The sequence below is a fragment of the Mycoplasmopsis opalescens ATCC 27921 genome, assembly GCF_000712185.1.
In the GTDB taxonomy this organism is placed as follows: Bacteria; Bacillota_I; Bacilli_A; order Mycoplasmatales; family Metamycoplasmataceae; genus Mycoplasmopsis; species Mycoplasmopsis opalescens.
Genome location: NZ_JOOB01000008.1, coordinates 26,683 through 50,936, shown reverse-complemented (window position 1 = coordinate 50,936; position 24,254 = coordinate 26,683). Strand labels below are relative to the sequence as shown.

Here is a 24,254-nt window from a genome sequence, read left to right as displayed (position 1 = left end):
TGATGTAAGGAGGAATAATGAATAAAAAAACGTTTATAAAATTTATAACAAAAATATCATTTTATTTGTTTATTTTTCTTATCTCTTTAATCATTATTTTCTTTGCGATTAACGTTTTAATTGAACCCCAAATCAAAAAAAACTTATCAACTTTCAATAATATTTCGAGTAGTTATTGAGTCCGTTTCAAAATTTTTAGTTGAAATTTAATTACTTTTAACCCTGGAAAAATTTACTCAATTGAGCTATCTACAGTCGAAAAAAATATTTTTGTATTGTATGTAAAACAATTTAAATGGTCTTGTTTGATTTGTTTGTTGATATTTATTTTTAGTTTCATGATTGGCAATATATTAGGGATTTTTTCAGCACATAAATTATTTACTACTTATGACACAGTTATTAATATTCTTATTTCTTTTTTAGGTTCACTACCTATTCTAATAATTGCTATTTTAGCATTGGTAAATGCCCCAATTTTTGGTTATCCTTCACAGTTTTTAAACGAAAGGTTAGTGTTTGTATCGTTGCTGGTTCCTATTTTAATAACATCATTCCCTACAATGGCCATTTTTTTCTCAAAATCTAGAAAAAAAACAATTGAAATTTTAAAATCAGATTATTACTTATTCTCGCTCTCTACAGGACTTTCGAGAACAAAACTATTAAACAAAATAGTTCTAAAAGAGCTTTTTATAAGTGAGATTAACTTATTTTTTGTAATTTATATATTGCTTTTTACAGTTTCCTTGTTAATCGAGAGGCTTTTTAGTATACCGGGCCAAAGCTTATTATTATCTTTTGCTTTTTCGAAAGGAGAACTAGACATAATAATGTTCTATTTTGTCTTTAATTTTGTTTTATTATCCCTAATTCTATTCATTAACAAAATTATATTATTTACAATGAACCCGATCTTAAGGGAGGAAAAGATTTTATTTTTCAAAAGCAAAAGAGGTTATCATGTTTAATCCTTTTGCATTAGCTTCTAAAAAGCTAGGAAACAATAGTTGTTATCCGATTTCAAAAAATCCTTTTAAGCAATATTGAGAAAGATTTTTTAGAAATAAATTAAATTTAACTTTATTTATTTTGTTTTGAATATTGCTAATTTCGCTTTTATTTGCAACCTTTTTTATTAGGAATAGTCCAATTAGCTCTATTGATAGCCAAACAACACTAGTTAATAATTTACCTTCGGAATATAATCGAGAAATTACACGTAGTTTTCAACGAGGATATGAGCTTGATTTTATAAGAAATATTGAAAAGATAGAAACTAAACTAGCTTATGAAGCTAACCGTAATCCAATTTTTTCAATAACTTTTGATTCTGCAAGGGATTTAGGAGGAGAACAAACCATCCACACCGATACCGTGACATTAATTTACAATCCTTACAATTTAATTTTGGCCATAAATTCGATGAATGAAAACAAAATTAATTTAGCTCAAGGGCTTTTTTTAGGAACTAATTCTGCAGGTATAGATATTTATTCGCGAATTGTCGTATCAATTTGAGTTACTTTTGCAATTATATTTATAGCTATTTTTATTAATATTATTTTTGGTTTCAATTTAGCTGTGTTTGTTTATTTATATCGAAAAAATTTTATAGTTAAATTTTTAACTAAATTGATTGATGCTTTAAGTGTAATCCCGGAAATAATTTGAGTCTTTCTATTATCTATATTCTTAGGAACTAATTGATATAGTTTATTAATCTCTTTAATAATAGTTTGCTGAATTTCTTATTATAAATTTTGCCTTGATCAAGTAATAATTTTGTATAAACAAGAATTTATATTGGCCGCCAAATCAACAGGGAGTTCAGATTGAAAAATAGCTTATAATCATATATTTTCTTATGTTTATGCTGACATATTAATAATTATGGTTGAGAGATTTTCTATAAATATTTTAATTGCCTCAGGCTTAGCCTTTTTGGATTTTATTAACGAAACAAATAACATAAATATTGGATCAGTTTTAAAAGAAGCAATTATTTTAATTCACTTAAATCCTGCATATTTGATAACTATTTCCTCTATCATATTTGTTTTTACTTTGGTGCTAAAATTATTATCCACATCATTTGCAAATAATTTCAATCCTAAACTTGTGTAGTCTTTTTTTACTGCACTACAGTGTTTTTAGAAAAAAAACATAAATAGAAAATAGCCAAAAGGAATTTTAATAACATTTTTGGCTATTTTCTATTTAATAATGTTTCTATCTAAACCTTGATTTTGAACAATAGATATAAGTATATTTTTAATTTTATCTAATTGTTGCTTAGCATTTGACCTAAAGGCGCTGTCTACAATATTATTGGTTGAATTAAAGCTTAAATCACCTTCAAAAATTCTTATTAAATAATTGAAGTCATCTTCATAATTTTTTTGTCCTATATTTTCAACAACATTAACCCTTAAAACTTCAAAATCATTTTTGAATTCTTCTATTTTTTCTTTTAGTTTTAAATTTTTAGATAAGATTAAATGCCATAATCCCATTTCAAAGGTCAAATTTATTATTGCATGTGAGTGGGAATGCGAGTTTTTATCTGATTCAATATTGATTTTATCAACATCTTCGATTTTAGAAAGTTTTTCTTCATTGTACACATGGTTTTTTAAAAATTCTCACGATGAAATTATTGCTTTTTGTAGGCTCCCTAGATTAATATCTTTACCACTTAGACGATCATCAATTACTTGAAGATATTTAGGGAATTCTTGATTATCGAAAACTAAATTAACATCATTTAATACAGCATCCACATCTTGAAAGATTAGCGTATATTTATCAAAAATTTTTGCTAATTCGCATTTATTTTCTCCTTGCGGTTCCAATCATTTTAGATAAAAGTCATTAATTTTTTCTGAATTCTCATGGTTTCCTTGTTCATTAATTAATTCTAACACTTTAGCACTTAGAGCTGATAATTTTCTCACAATGTTAATGTAATCTTTGCGATAACTTCTATAAGTTTGTTTAACTTGTGTAAATAAATTTGTTGTTTCCTCATTAAAAATTTTTATTATTTTTTTAGTGGGAGCATTTTGAAAAATAAATTTTTTATTATATTTTTTATTTTCACGAGATTCATCTAGATTTAAATTTTCATCATCATTAGGATATTTTTGGCATGATAAAGTAGAAATAGGAAAAAGAGAAATACTAACTGAACTTAAAAGTAAAAATGTTTTTTTAGCCATTATTTCTCCCTTCTAAATTCTATAAGATCAAAAAGATGATCTGAATTAAATGCGTCATAACCTTTAAAAAAGTTTCAATATAAGCTCGCTTTTGCAATGGTTTTTTCACCTTTACTATAATATTTAAAATCTAATGGATTTTCAAAACCTATAAAATTTAGTTCAAAATATAATTGACCGAGTTTATTTAACTCCGGCTTTAAGTTAATATCAATCCGTTTCACCCCGCTTAAAGTTTGATTTTTTACATTTTCCAAAGCATAAGCTAATAAATAATTGTTTAAATAAGCATTAAATATCTTAATTTGATATGATTCATTATTCAGTAAATTTACATCAAAATTTTGCCTACTATCATTATTTCAATAACCAAAAAGTAAGCTCAACTTATCAGAAGCATTTTTTAAAGCTTCCATAAATGCACCATTAATATCATCACTCACAAAATCCTCTAATTTGATGCCCTTATCTATACCTGTATTATGAGGTTTAAAAGAATATATATCATCTGGAATTAGATCCTTAGGAGGCTTGTTTTTAGTTATAAGACCTTTCAGCCTATGCCCATGATCATCAAAATTTGAGCTTAATCAAGCGTATTTTTTCTTGGTTCCATCTTTTTTATTAACTTCAACAATAGCCCTGAAAATTTGATTTGAGTCAAAATAATTAGTGAATTCAAAATCTATGATTTTGTATTTTAAATCCTCATTTTCTCTATATTTTGGAACCTTAATCTCTAAAATTTCATCTTTAAAAAGGCTAAATAAGTTCATTAAGCCTTTTGAATTTCAATAATCAATTGATGTGGCAGGCTTAATAAAGTGATTAATATTATCAACCACACTTAAATATTCTTTGCCGTTAATTAAAAGCAAAGGGTTTTCAATATAATCGGTAAATAATGGCAGCTTTTCGATTAATCCTTTTGTTCCAACACCAAATTTTCCATTTATCGCATAATTTCTAAAGCCATTTATATAATATTTATTTTCTTTATACTTTTGATCCATTAGTTCATTGTTATTTCAATCTAAAATACTTTTTATTTTAAAGGCGACATATTTAGTATTACTTGAAAATGATTTTTTAATTTCCGAATCTTCCCAATCTACAGTGATTTTGGCAACATTAACATTAAATTTATTTAAGTATAGCTTTAATAATTCTGTAAATGTTTTGCGAAGAGATTCATTATCATTATTTAAAAAAGCTGTTGCTTGCAAATATTGAGGTTGTATTCAGTTAGTAAATAAATATCTTTCTTTTTTTGCATTAACTAAATATTTGCGATTCATTAACCCATAATTAAGATAAATGTCTTGGTTTATCCTAAAAATAATAGTTTGTAAATCTTCAAAATAAGGGTCTCTTTGACGATTAAAGTCCTTGCCTCAAACCAAAGACAAATTATTAAATCATTCATCATTATAATTGCCAGCTGAATCGATTAATTCAAAGTTATATTCCCTTAAAAAATTATTAATATCGCTTCTTTCTTCGGAATCAAAAATTCTGATATTTTTATTCTCTGTTTCAAACTGCTTTCAATTTTTACGATACGGAAAATCAGGAACATAATGAATTCATTTAGACCCTCGCAATAACCACAGCTTATTATCTTCAATTTTTACATCATTAAATTGCTCTTTAAACCCATTATCGAAATGATAAAAAATATGGTTATCTTTTTCTATAGTCGCAATTTGACTTAAGGTTAGTCTATTTAAAAAAACCCTAGAAGTTTTTTCTAAATCTAAATATACATCTTTTTTCGCTTGCTGATTACAGCTTATGGCTGAAATTAGACACATTGAACCTAAAGGTAGGGCCGATAAATAAAGCTTGAATTTTGTTCTCATTATTAATAATTTTATAAAATTATTAAAAGGTTATGAATTAAAGATATATTTTTATGTTTGTTTTAATTTGGGATTGCAAAACTAAAACTATATACAAAATAAATATTTTTATTATATTTCTTTCCTAAAGCACTGTAATACTATAATTTTAGTAAAAGGAGATTAAATGCATAAAAAAATAAATTTATCAATTGTGCCATTAATTTCTATATTTCCTTTAGTTTCATCATGCAACAAAAACGATTTTAATATTGATAAATATCATTATATTGAAAAAAATAATTATGCGAATGACTATGGTAAATATGGATATTTAATAGATAACCATATAAGCACAAATATAAATAAAATAAATCTATCGACTTCTGCAAAATTATTTAGAATTTCTTCCCAAAAACAGCCAATTATAGACTTTAGAGACAACATTGTTATTAGACCATCGGAATTAAAATATAAATTTGAAGGTGTGAAGTCAATCACTATAAACTCTGCAAATAATTCAGTTAAATATGATAATGATGCTATTGATGAAGTGGATTATTCAGGCAATTCAATACAACCAGGTGTTTTCACACCTAAAAAAAACATAGGTAATGGATTTAATTTGCCATTCTTGTTCGTTCCCTCTAGTAAGTTAACATCTATCAATAATAAAAACTTCAAAAAAAATCTTACTAGCACAAGTTATTTGGAAATTGATATAGCAACCAAAAGAAATATATGAGTTGATAAAAATGGAAAGTTGTTGCATGATAATAATGTCTTGAACCACAAATCATATAAGCTTGGCTTACTATCAAAAATGCTAAGGCACAGTAGTTTTAGGCAAATTTTTGCTAGTCAAAATAATATTAATTTAGATAAAATCAATATTATAAAAATGAATTTAGAACATAGTTTTGATTTATATAATTATTTAATTCAAAATGATATTGATGTTGAAAAATTATTAGATTTTGAAAATGATAAAATAATTTTAAGAACTAAAAGTGGTAAAGATATAAACATGGAACCAATTTTTGATTTTCTTTTTATTGATCAAAACTTTTTTGATGCATTGCCTTATGAATATATTGCAAAAAGATATAATAATCCAACTAAAAGCATCGAATGATATTATCAATATGGCCAAAATTTAGACAATTTATACTTTGCTGGATACTATTACATTAATAAGTTAAATAGCGATATTACTAAATTAAAAATTAATAAAAATTATAGTGATGACGCATCTTCTTTAAGGGAAATTACCCTACAATATAATTCATTACCAATATCTCCTTCTACATTTTCGTTGCAATCTCTAAATGCTTTTAGACAGAACATAATCAGCAAAATAGACTATGAAAAGCTTGAATTAGACGAAAAAAACTTCATTTTAGGAAATTATCAAAATTATAATTTTTCTTATAGCCAAGAATATAACAAACTTCATTTGACAAATAAAATTATCGTAAACCATAACCCTAATATCAATACAAAATATATAAATAAACAATTTTTTGAGTTGTACTATGGATTGGAAAACGAAACAATAGATCTAAAACCTAAAAATTTAACTTTTCAAAGTTTATTTAATAATTTAATTAATCATTTTAGTCTAATTAATGAAAATGAAAATGTTTGACTAAGTCAAGCTCCTAAAAATAGTCTAATAACGGCTAAAAATAAAGGCATAAATATTTCGGAATTAAAAGATGCATATAATCAAGTTAATAAACCTATAATTTTTGATAAAAATAATAAGAAAATTAAAGATATTTTCCAATACCAAAACAAAGACAAACTCAATAATCCCCATGTCATTAACGTTGAAGAAAAAATAAAATCAGCATGGTATGAAGTCATCCACAAAAATTTAAATTCGATAATTAATGAATATTTAAATTCTACTAATAAAATTGAAAATATATATTTCAACATCCCCGTCATCGTTAATAATTATAATCATTCGACTAATATTAAAATTGGACTAATAACTAAAATTTTAAATTCAATCCACCAAAAGTTGAAAGTAGACATCACAATAATTGATGATTATGCAAAATATAAAGAATTCTTTTTACAAAATAATTCAATTTACAAGGAAGCACCCTTTTATCTTCATGAAGGCACTACCGCGGAATATGTGTTTGAACAATTAAATGCTCATCAAAATAATATTTTTCAAATTTTAAAAGCTATTGATAATAATATTAATCTTTATCAGGAATCCTACAAAAATTTAGTTGATCTTATTATTTTTATAAAATCATTGAATGTATTTAATAATCAAAATAATTTGGAGCAAAATAAAAATAAAATTATTTACTATTTAACTAATTTAACAGTAGAACAGCAATTATCATTAATTAATGAATTAAATAATTTAATTAGCTATACACTTAACTTTAATAATAAAGTTAAATTAAACACTTATGACAAAGTAATTTATCAAAAACATTTAATTAAGCCACTTAGCTGAAATAACTTAGAATTTTTTCAAGATGTAACAATTAATAATGGTTAATTGGAAATATCATATTAGAAACAAATAGTTATATAATTTTCATATGAAAAAACATTGGTTTATCCCTTTATTAGCTAATACAATCACGCCGCTTATGGCCATTTCTTGTGCACAAAATAAAAAAAATGAGAATAATACAAATTTAAAGTCAAACGCTGGTGAACAAAGCTCTGGTAAACTTTTAAATAATACAAATTTAAACCCAAACGCCGGTGAACAAGGCTCTGGTAAACTTTTAAATTCATCGCAATTGTCACAAGTGAAGGATTCTTTTGAATTTTTGCTAACTAAAGAAGGCAAAAAACTTTCATTAAATGAGCTTTTAGAGATAGCCAAAGAATTAAAAAGTTCTATTTATCCTAAGAGAAAAATAGAAAGTAAAGACAAGAAATATTATTTTGATAAACTTAGTGGAAATGAAAAATTTAAAAAATATTTTGTTTTCAAATCAGCTTTAAATAAAGGTTTTTCATTTTTAAGTGGGCATAAAATGGAATTTGAATTTTTCGTTGATAAAGGTGACAAAAAAATACCTTCAATTGAATATGTTCTTCGTTGCCCGGATAGAATTACAAACGGAATTTGAAATGCGGAAGATAGGCAAATTATATATTTAGATATTTCACATTTAAATTAAAAGATTAAAAATGACTCAAAAAAACTTGCTTTTTGCAAGTTTTTTTAATCGAATAAGCTAATTTGATCGGTTCTTGGCACATTTTTAAAAACACCAAGCTGATCCATTTTATCTATCAATGTTTTATTCCTGAGTTTCGGAGTAAAAAACAAAAAGTGTAAAATTGACCGTTATTTTTAATTAAAATACACTTTTTGTTTTTTCTATATACAATTTTTACAATTTCTAAAAGTTCATTATACCTGCATTTCCCACTTTAAGTATAAAACTAGAGCTATTTAGAATCATTGATACCTGAGTTTCGGAATAAAAAACAAAAAGTGTAAAATTGACCGTTATTTTTAGTTAAAATACACTTTTTGTTTTTTCTATATACAATTTTTACAATTTCTAAAAGTTCATTATTCTTGCATTTCCCACTTTAAGTATAAAACTAAAGCTATTTAGAATCATTGATAACACTATTAAATTTGTGTTTTTAATACACTCAAAATATAAACAATAAAACTGCAACTAAAAAATTGTAGAAATAAATCCATTTATTTCAAACATTGAAAAATTTAAAGAAATAAACACAATTATTAAAAATGGTATGTAATAAATTAAAAAAAGCGATTTTTGCGTATAAAATAGCGCAAATTTCACTTTTTTAGTTTAAACTCCGAAACTCAAAAAAAACTTGCTTTTTGCAAGTTTTTTTAATCGAATAAGCTAATTTGATCGGTTCTGGGCACATTTTTAAAAACACCAAGCTGATCCATTTTATCTATCAGTGTTTTATTTGTTGTTGTGCGGCGCGTAAAATCTTCAAGTGATGAAAACATTTTAATTTTGCGTTCATTAACTATTGATTCAGCAACAGTTCCACCTAAACCGTCAACTACAATAAATGGTGGAATTAAAGCTTTTTCCTCTTCTAAAATAATTCAATCATAATCAAGCGATTTTTCTAAAGAAATATTTTTAATAACAAATCCGCGAGCATAAAATTCTCTAACTAATTCCAAAGTATCTACTAAATCATTATCTTTAACTTTTCTAAGTTTACGATCCATAGCTTCAATTTCTTTAATTTTTAAATCTGCTTTTATGCCATAGCGCTTGTCAACCATTGTTTCAATATCAAAAGCTCGAGAACGAATTCCAAAAAATGTTGCATAAAAAGCTAGTGGTTTATATAACTTAAATCAAGCAATAACTCAAGCCATTAAAACATAAGCTGTAGCATGTGCTTTTGGGAACATGTATGCGATTTTTTGCATACTATCAATTTGTCAATCAGGCACATTATATTTTCTTAATTCGACTTCTTCTTCAGGTTTTATCCCTTTGCCCTTTCTAACTTTTTCCATTATGTCAAAGGCAAATTTGGGTGGAACACCATAACCTAGTAAGAAAACTAAAATATCATCGCGACAAGAAACTACATTACTCAAGGTGAACCCTTTTTTCATAATTAAATCTTGCGCATTATTTAATCAAACATTGGTACCGTGCGAAAGACCTGAAATACTAATTAAGTTAGCGAAATTTTTTGGTTTAGCTTGCGATAAAAGTTCCCTAACAAATGGGGTTCCAAATTCTGGAATCCCTAATGCACCTGTTATTTCGCCGCCAATATCTTCTGGTTTAATATTTAATTTTTCAACATTGTTAAATAAGCTGATGACATCTGGATCATATTTAGGCACATCCTTCATTTTTATACCGGTATATTCCTCAAGCTTTTTAATAATTGATGGGTTATCGTGCCCAAGAATGTCAAGTTTTAAAACATTATCATGGATTTTTTTGTAATCAAAATGAGTTGTTAATCAGCTACTATTGGTATCATCAGCTGGATAATTAATAGGTGTGAAGTCTGTAACATCAAATTCCTTCGGAATAACAATTATTCCTCCAGGATGCTGTCCTGTGGTTCTTTTTAATGAAACTAATTTCTCTGCTAAAAAGTTTTTAAAAGCATATGAAAAGGTTTTTCCAGTTTCTTCCTCATAATTTTTTACATAGCCAAAAGCAGTTAGAGATTGAACTGATGAAATTGTCCCTGCGCGAAATGTGTGGCTATGTCCAAATAATTCTCTTGTTAAATCGTGAATTTTACTTTGAAATTCACCTGAAAAGTTTAAGTCGATATCTGGAACTTTATCGGCATTAAATCCTAAAAATGTTTCAAAAGGAATGGTCTGCCCATCGGAATCCATTTTGCTAGAGCACTTTGGGCAATTTTGAGGAACTAGATCAAAACCGCTTTGAATATTTTTGTCTTCTACAATCTCAAAATATTTGCAATTATTACATAAATAATGAGGTGGTAAAGGATTAACTTCACTAACTCCAATTAAGCTCGCAACAATTGATGAACCAACCGAACCACGAGAACCAACAATATAGCCGGCATCAACAGAAGCTTGAACTAATTTATGGCTGATTCAATAAATGACATCGAAGCCATATTTAATAATAGGTGTTAGCTCTGCGTCAATTCTTTTTTCAATTATATCAGGCAATATTTCGCCATATCTTTCACGAGCATTTTTATAAACAAGTTCTTTTAATTTCACTGGAGAATTGTCGAATTTAGGTGTGTACAAGTCTTTTTTGATAATCTCGATCTTCTCGCACATATTAGCAATTAGTTGTGTATTTTTAATAACGATTTCATTTATTAGCTCTTGATCGCCTAAAAAACTAAATTGCTCAAGCATCTCATCAGTGCTTAAAAAATGCATGTCAGGAACAATTAAAGTATGATTTTTTGCTTTTGAATGTTCATATAAAAAGTGTCGCTGAGCTGTTTGGTTTTTATTATTTTTATCTTCGGTTCCAACCTGTGTGTAATCGTCTGAAACTGTTTTTTTGCCCTTAGCATAAACAACTACTTCATAGGCAATTTTTTCATGCTTAGCATTATATTTTACTTCACCAGTTGCTACTGGGATAATTCCTTTTTCTTTGCAAATTTTAATTATATCTTTATAGCCTTTTTCTAAGTCGCCCCTTGAAATTTTTTCATAAGCTATTCAATGTTCTAAAGTCGATAATGCTGGTAATTCAACATAATCAAAATACTCTAAGGTTTGTAAAAATTTTTCATGGCTTGAAAAGAAATAATCTTCTAATAAGCGGCCTTTTAATCCTGATGAACCAATCAAAATATCATCATTTTTTTTAATATCTTCTCAATAAGTTTTGGGGCCGTTATTAAAGTTAGTGGTTAAACAATCACTAATCATTTGAAATTGTTTTTTTAAGCCTTTTTGAGTTTTCACAATTGTTGTTATTTCGTTGCTAAATTTACGTCTGTACAGGCGTTCTGGGCAAAATTCATTAAGTGATTTGAAGTCAAAAATACCATTGTTTTCTAATATTGAAATTAAATTAATTCAAACTAAAGCTAAGACTTCTGCATCATAACCGGCTCTGTGTGCTGCACTATCGTCATACTCAATTTCAACTCTTTTGGCTAAAGCCTTAAGATTATGCCTTGTTTCATCAAAAACCATTCTAGACACCATCATTGTATCTATAACAGTCACATTAGGAAACGGCATATTATTAACTCTGAATTTTTCTTTTAAAAAATTATAGTCAAAAGACGCATTGTGTGCTATTGCTATTTTATTATTCAAAGTATCATAAATTCTTTGCAATGATTCTTTAATATCTAAACCCGATTTCATCATTTCATTTGAAATGCCAGTTTTTTCTTCAATAAAGGCAGAAATAAGTTTAGGAGATTGTATAAAAAACTCATTTTTTGGTTGCTCATAAATATTATTGGTATTAACCGCACCAAATTCTATTAGTTCATCGAATTTTGGGGAAAGACCTGTTGTCTCAATGTCAAAAGCAACATATTCAGCGGCTCGAATATTTCCAGAAGGAACGGGACCTAAAATTGCCTCATTTTTTTTAAAAATTGTTGAAAACGCAGTTCCATAAAGCACTTTTATATCTTTTTTCTTCGCAAAGTTAAATGCATCTGGATAACTTTGCGCTCCGTTTTCATCCATTATAGCCATTGCAGGCATTTTTAATTTCTCGGCGTGAGCTAATAAATCGGTTACTAACTCCAAGCCATCCATAGTATTATTTTTAGAACTGGTATGTAATTCGACTCTTTTTTCTTCGTTTTTATCAATTATTTCTCCAAAAATTGGTTCAGCTATTTCGTAATGGTCCACTAAAACATTTTTTTCATTAGAATTATTGAATGTATTAATTCTTACGCTACCAAAAAATTTAACTCAACTATTGACAGATAACTCTTTTAATTGTTGATCGCTGAGCTTTTTGTCCAAAATTCACTTTACATCGCAAGCGCCTTTATAGTCGCTGATACTAAATGTATAAATTTCTTTTTGGTTTTTAGTGGTTAAATTATCTGTAGCAAAAATTTGCCCATGTAAAATAACAGCAGCGAATTCTTCCTGTTCATCAAGCTCATCCAAAGATATTGAAATAAAATTTTTTATTTTTCTTAATCTCTTTTTGCCTGTACCACTATTGAATCCTCCATATGCAAAATTATTATTTTTTTTATTGTTAATAGAAGCCGCTTCTAATTGATCAAAATATTTTTGCATTTCTTTTTGTTTAATATGGTCTGCTTCTAAATAATCATCTATTGATTTATCGGAATATTTTTTAACATTGACAGATAGTTTCAATAGATTAAATCCATATTTTTTTAAAGAAGATTCTAAATTAGCAATGCTTTGGACAATTAAGTCACTTTCGTTGCTTTCTGTAATATTTATACAGTAATTATAGTCTTCAACCACTTTGAGCTCATTTTTAAAATTAATGTTTTTAAGCGTATTATATTTAGTTTTGTTATCAACTATGAAATCAATAAATTTGACAACATTTTCCTTTTTATACTGCAAAATGTCAAAATGAAATTTGGGAACAATTTTAGTATCACGATATCTTTTTATGGCTAGTAAGAATGAGAAAAAAGAATATGGCGAAATTTCGTCATTAAATTTTATGTCAATATCTAAAATGGAATTATCATCACTTAACGTGTGATTAATTAACTCTGTTTTTTGTAAATCAATAGGGATTGTAAAATTTATTAAAGAACAAAATTTAGCAAAACGCTTATTCTCAATCGTTGACATATCGCTCCTAAAATTTAAGGTATTTTTTGTGTTTTTATAATATCAAAAAAGTTAAATTAGCAACCTAAATGGTCTGGAATTTAAATAAAAAGAATACATAATTTTATTTTTATAAAGGTTATAACCATAAAGAAAAAACGCACCATTTTTGCGTTTTTATAATAGTTTTAATAACTCGACGAATTCCTTAATTGCGGTTTGTTTTCGTTTGTAATATGTTGATTTAGAAAAGAAATCATAAAATCACTTATTATCTTTAGCATAGTAGTAATCATATTCGATGATCAATCTACTTTCTTCACTCATTATACTGAGCAAGTTAAGAAATTTTATATATTCATTTCTTAAAATTGCAATTTCGTCTAATTCGCCTTTTTTATAGTGTTTTTCAGCAAATAACTCATTATTTAATTCCTTATTTAATGAATAGAAAAAGCGACATAAATTAAAAATCGCCTTTTCTTGGTTTGAAGAACCAGTATAGTCTCTTCTTGCCTCAAACACTAGTAATTTATATAAATTTATGTTCATTTATAGAATTAATATGCTCTAGCAAATATAACTCATCTGTATGTTTCAGCGGTGCAATCTTCGTATAAGCATTTAGCACCTTTTGTAGTTCTTGAGCCACGAGGAATAACACGAACAGTTGCACCTGTTTCCTCTTTAATTTTGGCCTCAGCGATATCACCACAACATAGAGGTGCATACACAAATTTTTGTTCAGCAATCGCTTTTTTAAAATCTTCATAATTGTCTACATGAACAATATTATCATTTAGTCTTTTTTCAGCACAAGCATAAAGATTTTTGTGAATTTCATTGAGAAGTTGTTTAACATATTTTGGTACATCTTCAATCTTAACAATAGTTTTTTCAAGTGTATCTCTACGTACTAAAACAACTTCTCCATTAGCTACATCACGAGGTCCAACCTCAATTCTAAGTGGGGTACCCTCAATTTCTGATTGCGAGGCTTTGAACCCTGGCGTCTTATCAGAATAATCTAGTCTAACTCTATTTTTTTTCGATAGTGTTTTAACTAATTGTAGGGCACATTCATGTACTTTTGGATCTTTATTAGCAAAAACTTCTATAATGTCTACTTGATTTGGTGCTACCTTAGGTGGAATAATCAAACCGCGATTATCTCCATGAGACATAATAATTGCTCCTAGTAAGCGGGTTGAAACACCTCAAGAAGTTTGGTAAACATGGGTTTTTTTATTGTCTTGATTTTTAAAAGCTATATCATAAACCCTTGAAAAGTTTTGATTAAGATAGTGACTTGTTCCTGATTGTAAAGCCCTACCATCTTTCATCATCGCTTCAACTGTATAAGTTGTTGTAGCTCCTGCAAATTTTTCTCTATGGGTTTTTTTACCTTTAATTGTAGGTATAGCAAGATAATCACGCAAGAATTTTTGATAAATATTAATCATTTTTGTTGTCGTTTCTCTTGCTTCTTCTGCTGTCGCGTGGGCTGTGTGGCCTTCTTGTCATAAAAATTCTCTACTTCTTAAAAATGGATTAGTAGTTTTTTCTCACCTTACAACATTTGCTCATTGATTAACAATAATTGGCAAGTCTTTATGCGACTCTATTTCATTTTTAAAAAACTCAGCAAACAGTACCTCAGAAGTTGGGCGAATATAAATTTTTTCATCAAGCTTTTTATCACCAACCATAGTAACAGTGGCTAATTCAGGGTTAAAACCAACAATATGATCTCTTTCTTTTGCAAAAAGAGATTCCGGAATAAAAATAGGCATATAAACATTTTTTACTCCATTAGCTTTAAAAATTTCATCTAAATTCTTTTGAATTAATTCTCAAATCCCATAAGCATTAGGCTTATACATTAATGTGCCCTTAACTGGACCATAAGCTATTAAATTACCAGCAGTAACTACATCAGTATATCAACGCGCAAAATCCACTTCAAGTGGAGTTATTTTTTCTAATTCTCTATTCCTCATAAAAATTCCTCGCAATTTATGTTATTGATAATTATACTAAAGATTAGAATAATATGGTTTTTCTATATAAAAAATTAAACTATTTTATTTTTTTAATAAAAATAAGCCCATAAAATATTGGCTTATTCTCATTTTACAATTCTAGTGGGTCACGTTCATTTTCATTTGAAAGCACATAGCGACCATTTTTAACAACTAGAACATCATCTTCATTTCTGGCTCCACCTAAACCTGGCACGTATATTCCGGGTTCAACTGTTAAAACCATCCCCGGCTCTAAAATAATGTCACCTAAAGTACTCACACTAGGTAATTCATGAACATCAATGCCTAAGCCATGTCCAGTAGAGTGTGTGAAGTATTGACCATAACCTTTAGCCGTTATGTAATCACGACAAACTTTATCAATTTCGCTGGCTTTAATCCCAGGTCTTACAGCATCTCTTCCTGCCTTAGCGGCCTCAAGAACTATTTGTAATATTTTTTCAGCTTCAGGGTTATTTGCTTTTGTAATTCTGTTTTTTTCATCTTTCAAGATAAAAGTTCTTGTAATGTCTGCTGTGTAGCCTTTATATTGTGCACCAAAGTCAATTTTTAATAATTCACCAGCTTCAATTTTTCTATCTGTCGGGTGGTGATGAGGTTCAGCTGAATATGAAGCGGTAGCAACTATTTCATCAAAACCTTCTTTTTCTGCTCCTTTAATTTTCATTAGATAGTTTAATTTTGCGGCAACTTCTTTTTCAGTCATACCTGGCTTAATTTCTTTTTTAAGATCTTCAAGGGCTTCTAAAGAAATATCAATTGCTTTTTGCAAAATCGCAACTTCTTTCTCATCCTTTAAAATTCTTAAATATTGACTATTAACAAAAACTCTTTCTTTAGGTTTGATAATTTTAGATAGTCTCTCAAGATCTTGATGGATTATATAGTCTGTTTCAAAAGCAACTGTTTTATAGGCTTTTTGGTCAAAAAATTCTTGCAATGATTTGCCTTGTAAAAGTCTAACCTCAACATTTTTTGCATTGTTTTGTGCATATTCAATGTAGCGGCCGTCAACAAAAACATAAATTTTATCTTTTTCGATAATTGTATATCCGTCTGTGGTTTGAATTTCACTTACTCATAATCTTGTTTGTGGTGCAACACTAACAAGAGCATCAATATTTTTTTCATGAAATAATTTATCTAAATATTTGCGATTCATTTTTACTCCTAATATCCAAATTTTTTAAGTGTTTTTGGATCATTGATTCATTTATTTGCAATTTTGACTTTAAGATTTAATTCAACTTTGGTGGCAAATTGAGCCATAATTTTACGTCTTGCTTGCATTCCAATTGTTTTAATCTTTTGACCACCAGCACCAATCACCATACCTTTTTGTGAAGCTTTTTTAACATAAATAATCGCCTCAATAATAATTTTATCTTCAAAATCTTCGTTAAATTCATTAACTTCTACAGCTATTGAATGAGGTAATTCATCGCGGAGATTATTAATGGCGCTTTCCCTGATAATTTCACGCGCAATAAATCTCATACTCTTATCCGTGATATACTCGGGATCATAAAATGGATCACCTTCATAAGTGTATTTTTTTAATAATTCAATTAATTGATCAATTGACTTATCGTTTTTAATAGAAACGCTTATTACATGATCAAAATTATAAGCTTCTAAATCCTTAATTTTATTAGCAATTAAATCAGGATTATTTGCAAGATCAATTTTAGTTAAAACAGCTATTTTATAGGGAAATTTGCTAATTTTTTCTAAGATTAATTGGTCGCCTTTTCCAATTTTTTCATTAATTGGAGTTAAAAATAGCAAAGCATCTGAACCTTTCAAAGTATCGTAAGCATTTTTATTTAAAGCTTCGCCTAGCATGTTTAAAGGTTTATGAATTCCAGGTGTATCTAAAAAAACAATTTGATAATTATCTTCATTATAGATGCCTGTAATTTGGTCCCTTGTCGTTTGAGGAACATTTGAGACTATCGAAGCTTCATAGCTAATTATTTTATTCATTAGTGATGATTTGCCTACATTTGGTCTACCAATAATCGAAACTAATGCTACTCTCATTATTTTATTTGCTCTGTTCTAATTGGGAATGGAACCATTTCAACTACGGTTCTTTCAATAACCTTATCGCCTGCGCCATTGTACATAAAAATTTTGGCATCATTAGGCATAAATTCAGTTATTACTTGGCGGCACCCAGCGCAAGGTGAAACACAAGCTTCACCGCTGGAAATAATGTGAATTTCTTTAAAGTTTCCAATTTTTCCGCCATAAGCCACAGACCCGAATAAAGCTGATCTTTCGGCACATAAACCTGATGGGAAGGCAGCATTTTCAACATTTACTCCGTAAAATTCCTTTCCATTATTATCAATCGCTATTGCAGCAACTCTAAAGTGAGATCATGGTGCATATGCCTTAGCTCTTAATTCTTTCAATTTTTCTACTATCATAATTATTCCTCTCTAGTGATATTTAAGGGATTAAATATGGAGTCAACTAGGCCATCCATTTCTTTTTTTTCTTCTTCAGTTTCGTGATCATAGCCCATTAAGTGGATACAACCGTGCGCAAATAAATAACAATATTCCCTTTTTAATGAGTGGCCATATTCTTTAGCTTGTGCTTCAACCTTTTCATGGTTTATAACTAATTCGCCAATAGCTAAAAAAGGCATAGCATCATAAAAATCTTCATTTCCGAAATCAAATGATAATATGTCCGTGGCATAATCTTTGCCTCTATATTCCTTATTTAACATACGTATTTCTTCATTGTCCACAATTGAAACATCTAGCAAAATTGTTTTGTTTATCTGAAAATAATTTTGCAAATTTTCAAGAATTTGAACAAATTCTTTTTCAAATTTAAAGCTTTTTCCAGATTTAATATCCACATTTAATTCAACCATAAAATAATTATAGTATTTATTATAGAATATCGATATAAATATAACCTACTTAGTTTTTTATATTAAATAATCAGCTAAACATGCTTTGCGAACCGTAAAAGTGAAAAAGTTTATCACCTGGTTTTATATTATGAAAAAACTTTTGGTTTGTATCGTACAACACTATTTTATAGGTGTTTCCATCGAATATATACTTTTTAAAAACTACTTCATATTTAGTGTTTCCTTTAAAAAAATTTATAGCTTCACCGTTTTCAATATCTAAAATATGTTTGTCTACCGTTAAAAGCTCAAGTTCATTATTGCTATTTTTTATGATAATAACTGCCATTTTGTTTTGCACATGATAAAAAGCTAAAAAGATAATTAGTGAAAAAGAAATAATAAAAAGTGAAGCAAAAAAAATCCAAAATCATTTGTTAACGCTTGTTAAACTCGTCAAGATTTACCTCCATACTATTAAATACATAATTTCTATTGTGGCTAATTTCAATAAAAACAGCTTCATTTTGATAGTTTTTTATTCTTTCCTTAATTTTTTTATAAATATTTTTCGATAAATTTTCAAAAGCTTCATCTAATAAGACTAAGTGGTACTTCTTACAAAATAACCTCATTAGATGAATGAGTTGTTTTTGTCCTGAAGACAAATTGGATCCATTATTATATGCGTCGATATTTAATTCTAAGTTCATTTCATTAAAAATATCTGAAAGTCCATATTTACTATAGTTTCGGTAAAATTCCAATTGGTATTCTTTGTTGCCATATGTTATGTAATTTATGATATTACCATCACTCATAAAATTATTGTTGGATATTAAAATTAAATTATTCTCAAAATCCTGAAGATTAAAAGAATCTAAACTTTGACCATTAATTTTAATTGTTCCCTCAACATCCGAAAACTCATTTGCAATAATAGATAATAGAGTGGACTTCCCTGTACCATTTTTCCCTGTAAAACAGCAATTTTGGTTAATTTTTAGGTATGGGATTTTAATGATTGTTTTGCCAACTTCATATTTGTACTTTATATCATAAAGCTCTATTTGATTTATTTTTTTAATTTTAATTCCTTCGTTAAAATTAATCATTTCCTTAAAACTATAAACAAAATTAATTAAATCCGCATTTTTTTGCATTATGTGATGAGTAGAAATTAAAGAAGAAATAGATAGAATTGGACTAGTAAAAAAACTTATTCCACTTAAAAATAGTATTAAATATCCTATTGTCAATTTATTATCAAAAATTAAAAATGAGGATATAACAATTATAATTGGGGTAAGATTACCCATTACTAAATTAGAAAATAAGTCCTTCCTATTACTAATATTAAAAATATTAAGCTCATTATTTTTATACTCATATAATTTTTTGACCCTATTAGTTTCAATAAAATTAATGTGATCCATATTTTTTTGGTTTGTGATACTCATTATTTCACTTAATTCTGAACTATACTTTTCTTCGGCTTTTTTTATAGAAACAGAATATTTTTTTTCAATAATTAGATTGTGCATATAATTAATTAAAAATGTTAATATAGTTGTAACCAAAAGCACTATAAATAAGATGTAATTGACTCAAACAAGCAGCGTTAATGATATGATAAATGAAAATAATTCTGTTATAAAAACATACAGAAATTCGCTATGATAACCACTTATTAATGAGATATAAGATAGCCTTTTTAAATACTCAGAGGTTGTTAATTTGCGTAAAAAATTCTTTTTGGAGTGATTTATTTTATAAAAATAGAAATTAATTAAGTTCATTTCAATTTTATTTTCTATTTTTTTCGTTATGATGCTTTTAAGATGGCTATTAAAAATCCTTAATATGTTTAATCAAATAAATAAAATAAAAATTATCAGCAATTGACTTTTATATTCATTTGGAAGCAATAAATCAAAAACAATTTTGGCGAAAAAAGTTGATATAAAAACTAATACCATATTTAAAATACCAGCAAAAAATAAGTATCAACGATAACCGCTTATATCCAATAAAGCACTAAAATTACTATTGATTTTAAGTTCTTTGTTGTTTGGTTTTTTGTGTCCTCGCTTGCTGATCAACATAATTTTATTCTGAAAAATTTGTTGCATTTCTTCATTTTTAATCTGTATTAATTTGCCAACTGATGAATCCTGACAATAAAATGTACCATTGTCAATATATTCTAAAACCATATAATGCATTAGTTCATTTCTTTTAACCAAAATAACTGTAGCATAGTCATTTTGGTTAATTGTTTTTAATGTTTCTAGATTGCATTCATAGGCTTCGATAGCTAAATCAATCATTTTACCTAGTTCAATAAATCCGCTGATATTCAATCCGTTTTTGCCATATTTAGCATTCAATTTTAAATAATTAATTTCAGTGTTATAACCATTGATTTTCTTGGATAAATATTGCAAAACACATAAGCCACAATCTTTAATATCTTCCTGTTTTTTAATTCTCATATTCATTTATTTATTATTTTTTTCTCTTAATAAAAAAATGGAAAAAAATAGAATTTTTGTAAAATAGTACAGCAAAGGAGCAAATATGCAGAAGAAAATTATTGCTTTAGCTAGTGATCATGGCGGAGTTGATTTAAAAAATCAATTACGCGATTATGTAAAATCAAAAGGCTATGAAGTTGTTGACCTCGGGCCTGCTGATTCAAGCCAATCAATTTCGTATGCTGACCAAGGCCACAAATTAGCTAACTACATTAAAGACCATAAAGAAGTAACTTTTGGATTAGGTTTTTGTGGAACAGGTTTAGGAATTTCATATGCTTTAAATCGTCATGAAGGCATTAGGGCGGCTAGAATAGCATCTGTTGAAGACGCAACTTTAGCTAAAATGCATAATAATGCAAATGTTTTAGTTATGGGTGGCCGTCAAATTAGTTTGGAAGAAGGCAAAAAAATGGTTGATGCTTATATTGAGGCTGAATTTGAAGGTGGCAGACACTGCAGCAGAATCGAATCAATCGAAATTAAATAATTTGGGCTCATAGGCTCATTTTTTATATTTATAATAATGTATAATTAGCTCACAACAGATATCGAAAGGTAAAATGCGAAAAATTTACACCGGATTACAAAAAAGCAGATTAGAGCGAGCTCGACGAAAAGCACTTAAGCACAGCCTTTTTAGTCGCAATATTATACCTAATAAGTCAAATGATTTTTATCTTTATGAGCTAGTAACTAAATTCATTATTTCGATTATTTTAATAATAGTTATGCCTAAGCAATCATTTTTAAATAAAAGCAAAAATAGAGAATTGGTTAATCGCACATATGAACAATTCGTTTCAAATGATTCGGTTTATATACCAATTGCGCAATCATTTTATTTATTAGTTTCATTTGTTCCAATTGTCACTTTAGTTATTTCGATATTAAATCTAATTCCTGGTTATGGTGAGACCTTTATTAATGAAATTTTAGGCAGAATGATACCGGCTATTAAAAACGTTATTACAGGACATGAAAGCATACTAGATAGTGGTGGAAAATTTGCAACATATATTGTGCTTTTATCCGGATCTTTATGGATTGCATCTAGTGGGTGAGGACGCTTTGTATTTACTCAGAATTATATTTATGGCCACGAAAGCCCAGGAAATTGATTTTATAACCGTTTTAAAGGATTTTTAATAGTCTCTGGAATTGCACTTTATCTATTATTTTTTTCAATTATTTACACTAGTTTTTATCGTTTAGCAACAAGAAACATGGATGTTAATAGTTATGATCGAAGTGCATTATTCTACTCTACTTTTTCAATATTTGTTTTTGGATTTTTATACCTTGGTCTTTCACTTTTATACCTATTGACACCTTCTTTTAAACAAAGTTGAAAAGGTATCAATGCTGGAGCAATGGTAGCAACTATCCCGAATGTTTTCTTCATCACAATATTTGGATTTTTAACTTCTCGTATTGATTATAATCAGTACGGAATAATAAGTGCATTTATGTATATTGCCCTTTTTATTTCTTATTTTTCATACTTTATATATTTAGGTATTATCGTAAATGAATCTTATTATAAGACTTATATTTCAAACTACACAATTAGTAGAAGATTCAATCTCTTTGCTAAATATAAATAAAAAACAGGAACCCTGTTTTTTATTTATTTATTACCTAAAATTACTGTGGTACAGTGTTTTTAGGTAATAATGTTATCACATAATAAGTTTCAAGTTTTTGTATTTTTTTCTTAGATGCATACCAATTGGATATAGAGCTGTGGCTACAATAATACATATTATTGGTTCACCAATTAAATTCACTGGGTGTGTTATTATTCACTCCTTAACAGGTAAAATTCCTTTTAGCTCGGCTATATAATGGTGATGAAAATATTGTGCAGATAATGTTAAAATAATGTTAAAGAAAACCGCAAAAAAAGCCATTAAAATAACTTTCCAAAGTTTAGGATTTTTATGTGTTTTTAAAAGTAAATAAATTAAATACACTAATATGGAAGTCAAGAACCTTGGTATAACTGAAATATCAAAATTTTGATATTTTATAATACCCAAAATATATGCTGCAATAAATGAAGAAAATCCAAAGCCTAAACCAGACACTAAAGACCCAAAAAAACCTAAATGTAAAATTGAAATAGTTAATATTGCGGGTAAAAAAGTTAGTTGTGTATGGCCGAAAGGTATATATCCTAAATAAATAGTAAAAGCTGCAGCAAAATACCAAGCAATATATACTGCGCTAGTAACAATTTTATATAAGCTCACACTTGACTTATTTGTTACTAATTTCGCTTGGCTACTATGATTTTGGTTAAGTTCAGACTTTAATTTAACTTGCACTTTAACCTCTTTTTTTTCACTCCTCTTTGCCAGAATTTAAATCAACATGGCAATATCCTAGTGGATTTTTACCTAAATAATCTTGATGGTAATCTTCAGCAATTGTTACATCAGTTACTGGCAAAAATTCTATAAAATTTTGTTTACCTTCACTTTCAATAAATTTTACATTATATTTTTTAAATTTATTGAGTAATTTAGCATCATTAGTATAGACTCCAGTTCTATATTGTGAACCTTTATCATTACCTTGTTGATGATAAGAATATGGATCTATAATAGTTAAAAAAGCTTCTCAAATGATATTTTCACTAAGAATTTCGTCATCATAAACTAACTCTATTGCTTCTGCATGATCTGATCCTTTACAAACTGTTTTATAATCAACTCCTTCATACCCACCATTAACATAGCATGTTTTTGTTGATTTAACACCTAGCAACTGTTTAAAAAATGCTTCAACTCCTCAAAAACATCCGCCAGCAAGATAAACTGTTTTAATCATAAAAACTCCTTTATAGTATTTTAATTATTATAATAAACTTTATAAAAAAGGATTAAAAAGTATGAAAATTTAAACTTTTAAAAATAAAAAGCGATTTCCTCGCTTTAATATTTGATTAATGAGTGAACTTCAACACCGTGAGATTCTAAAACTTCACGACCTTTTAAGCTTTCTAATTCAAGTAATAAAATTACTTTCTTAACAATTGCTTTTTGTTCGGTTAGTAATTTTATAACGGCTTGAGTGGTTCCTCCTGTGGCCAAAACATCATCAATAATTACGACGGTTTGACCAGGCTTGATAAATCCATCTTGGATTTGGAGAACATTATTACCATACTCAAGATCATAACCTCTTGAAATAACCTTACCAGGTAATTTACCAGGCTTTCTAACCATTATAAAAGGTTTTTTTAATACTGCTGCTGTTGGAGTTCCGAATAGAAAACCACGAGCATCTGGACCAACGATAACATCACAATCTTTAGCAATTTCAGCAAATTGATTTATCGTATTGTGCAATGCTTCGCCATCTGCTAAAAGAGGAGAAATATCCTTAAACACAACCCCTTTTTTTGGAAAATTAGGGATATCGCGTACATAATCTTTTAAATTCATTTTCATCC

The 24,254-nt window shown here is 27.8% G+C and carries 20 protein-coding genes; 6 read left to right on the top strand and 14 right to left on the bottom strand.

Annotation, left to right across the window (positions count from 1 at the left end; all coding sequences use genetic code 4):
• Positions 1 to 17: 17 nt before the first annotated feature.
• Both T385_RS0100320 and T385_RS0100315 read left to right on the top strand, forming a co-directional pair.
• Positions 18 to 971: an ABC transporter permease subunit gene (locus T385_RS0100320; protein ID WP_029905470.1), complete on the top strand. Its 954-nt coding sequence runs from the start codon at positions 18 to 20 to the stop codon at positions 969 to 971.
• Positions 964 to 2,127, top strand: a complete 1,164-nt coding sequence (locus T385_RS0100315; RefSeq protein ID WP_029905468.1) for an ABC transporter permease subunit — start codon at positions 964 to 966, stop codon at positions 2,125 to 2,127. The genes T385_RS0100320 and T385_RS0100315 overlap by 8 nt, the downstream gene beginning before the upstream one ends.
• Positions 2,128 to 2,216: 89 nt before the next feature.
• On the opposite strand, the gene T385_RS0100310 is transcribed toward T385_RS0100315, so the two are convergent.
• Positions 2,217 to 3,221 carry an HxHSH motif-containing lipoprotein gene (locus tag T385_RS0100310; RefSeq protein WP_029905466.1) on the bottom strand — a complete coding sequence of 335 codons (1,005 nt, stop codon included), beginning with the start codon at positions 3,219 to 3,221 and terminating at the stop codon, positions 2,217 to 2,219.
• Positions 3,221 to 5,083 carry an MAG3240 family lipoprotein gene (locus tag T385_RS0100305; protein ID WP_029905464.1) on the bottom strand — a complete coding sequence of 621 codons (1,863 nt, stop codon included), beginning with the start codon at positions 5,081 to 5,083 and terminating at the stop codon, positions 3,221 to 3,223. The genes T385_RS0100310 and T385_RS0100305 overlap by 1 nt, the downstream gene beginning before the upstream one ends.
• Before the next feature lie 166 nt (positions 5,084 to 5,249).
• On the opposite strand from T385_RS0100305, the gene T385_RS0100300 reads away from it, so the two are divergent.
• Together T385_RS0100300 and T385_RS0100295 are read left to right on the top strand one after the other, a co-directional pair.
• Positions 5,250 to 7,592 carry an OppA family ABC transporter substrate-binding lipoprotein gene (locus tag T385_RS0100300; protein ID WP_029905462.1) on the top strand — a complete coding sequence of 781 codons (2,343 nt, stop codon included), beginning with the start codon at positions 5,250 to 5,252 and terminating at the stop codon, positions 7,590 to 7,592.
• 43 nt (positions 7,593 to 7,635) lie between these two features.
• Positions 7,636 to 8,229, top strand: a complete 594-nt coding sequence (locus T385_RS0100295; protein WP_029905460.1) for a hypothetical protein — start codon at positions 7,636 to 7,638, stop codon at positions 8,227 to 8,229.
• A gap of 698 nt (positions 8,230 to 8,927) precedes the next feature.
• Here T385_RS0100295 and T385_RS0100290 read toward each other — a convergent pair.
• From T385_RS0100290 to T385_RS0100250, 9 genes are all read right to left on the bottom strand, one after another.
• Positions 8,928 to 13,358 carry a PolC-type DNA polymerase III gene (locus tag T385_RS0100290; protein ID WP_029905458.1) on the bottom strand — a complete coding sequence of 1,477 codons (4,431 nt, stop codon included), beginning with the start codon at positions 13,356 to 13,358 and terminating at the stop codon, positions 8,928 to 8,930.
• A gap of 156 nt (positions 13,359 to 13,514) precedes the next feature.
• Positions 13,515 to 13,889, bottom strand: a complete 375-nt coding sequence (locus T385_RS0100285) for an MG284/MPN403 family protein (protein WP_051677934.1) — start codon at positions 13,887 to 13,889, stop codon at positions 13,515 to 13,517.
• An 8-nt stretch (positions 13,890 to 13,897) separates the two neighbouring features.
• A complete protein-coding gene (gene proS, locus T385_RS0100280; RefSeq protein WP_029905454.1) occupies positions 13,898 to 15,337 on the bottom strand; it encodes a proline--tRNA ligase in 1,440 nt (479 codons plus the stop codon).
• Between the two features lie 133 nt (positions 15,338 to 15,470).
• The gene (locus T385_RS0100275) at positions 15,471 to 16,544 is read right to left on the bottom strand and encodes an aminopeptidase P family protein (RefSeq protein ID WP_029905452.1); all 1,074 of its coding nucleotides are present in this window, start codon (positions 16,542 to 16,544) and stop codon (positions 15,471 to 15,473) included.
• 8 nt (positions 16,545 to 16,552) lie between these two features.
• A complete protein-coding gene (gene era, locus T385_RS0100270) occupies positions 16,553 to 17,425 on the bottom strand; it encodes a GTPase Era (protein WP_029905450.1) in 873 nt (290 codons plus the stop codon).
• Entirely contained in the window at positions 17,425 to 17,817 is a 393-nt protein-coding gene (gene cdd / locus T385_RS0100265) for a cytidine deaminase (protein ID WP_029905448.1), read from the bottom strand. The genes era and cdd overlap by 1 nt, the downstream gene beginning before the upstream one ends.
• A 2-nt stretch (positions 17,818 to 17,819) precedes the next feature.
• The gene (ybeY, locus tag T385_RS0100260; RefSeq protein WP_029905445.1) at positions 17,820 to 18,275 is read right to left on the bottom strand and encodes an rRNA maturation RNase YbeY; all 456 of its coding nucleotides are present in this window, start codon (positions 18,273 to 18,275) and stop codon (positions 17,820 to 17,822) included.
• A gap of 49 nt (positions 18,276 to 18,324) precedes the next feature.
• On the bottom strand, positions 18,325 to 18,606 hold the full coding sequence (locus T385_RS0100255) for a hypothetical protein (RefSeq protein WP_156953931.1): 282 nt from the start codon (positions 18,604 to 18,606) through the stop codon (positions 18,325 to 18,327).
• A gap of 88 nt (positions 18,607 to 18,694) precedes the next feature.
• The gene (locus tag T385_RS0100250) at positions 18,695 to 20,758 is read right to left on the bottom strand and encodes an Mbov_0121 family peptidase domain-containing ABC transporter (RefSeq protein ID WP_084276654.1); all 2,064 of its coding nucleotides are present in this window, start codon (positions 20,756 to 20,758) and stop codon (positions 18,695 to 18,697) included.
• A gap of 79 nt (positions 20,759 to 20,837) precedes the next feature.
• Here T385_RS0100250 and T385_RS0100245 point away from each other — a divergent pair, with 79 nt between their 5' ends.
• Together T385_RS0100245 and T385_RS0100240 are read left to right on the top strand one after the other, a co-directional pair.
• Positions 20,838 to 21,284 carry an RpiB/LacA/LacB family sugar-phosphate isomerase gene (locus T385_RS0100245; RefSeq protein WP_029905441.1) on the top strand — a complete coding sequence of 149 codons (447 nt, stop codon included), beginning with the start codon at positions 20,838 to 20,840 and terminating at the stop codon, positions 21,282 to 21,284.
• Between the two features lie 73 nt (positions 21,285 to 21,357).
• Entirely contained in the window at positions 21,358 to 22,401 is a 1,044-nt protein-coding gene (locus T385_RS0100240; RefSeq protein WP_029905440.1) for a YhjD/YihY/BrkB family envelope integrity protein, read from the top strand.
• A gap of 72 nt (positions 22,402 to 22,473) precedes the next feature.
• On the opposite strand, the gene T385_RS0100235 is transcribed toward T385_RS0100240, so the two are convergent.
• The 3 genes from T385_RS0100235 to T385_RS0100225 all read right to left on the bottom strand — a co-directional run bounded on the left by T385_RS0100235 (position 22,474) and on the right by T385_RS0100225 (position 24,246).
• Complete coding sequence (locus tag T385_RS0100235) at positions 22,474 to 23,124, bottom strand: hypothetical protein (RefSeq protein ID WP_051677933.1); 651 nt, start codon at positions 23,122 to 23,124, stop codon at positions 22,474 to 22,476.
• 1 nt (position 23,125) lies between these two features.
• Positions 23,126 to 23,629 (bottom strand): peptide-methionine (S)-S-oxide reductase MsrA, encoded by a 504-nt coding sequence (gene msrA, locus T385_RS0100230; protein WP_029905438.1) that lies wholly within the window; start codon positions 23,627 to 23,629, stop codon positions 23,126 to 23,128.
• Between the two features lie 104 nt (positions 23,630 to 23,733).
• Entirely contained in the window at positions 23,734 to 24,246 is a 513-nt protein-coding gene (locus T385_RS0100225) for an adenine phosphoribosyltransferase (RefSeq protein ID WP_029905437.1), read from the bottom strand.
• Positions 24,247 to 24,254 lie beyond the last annotated feature (8 nt).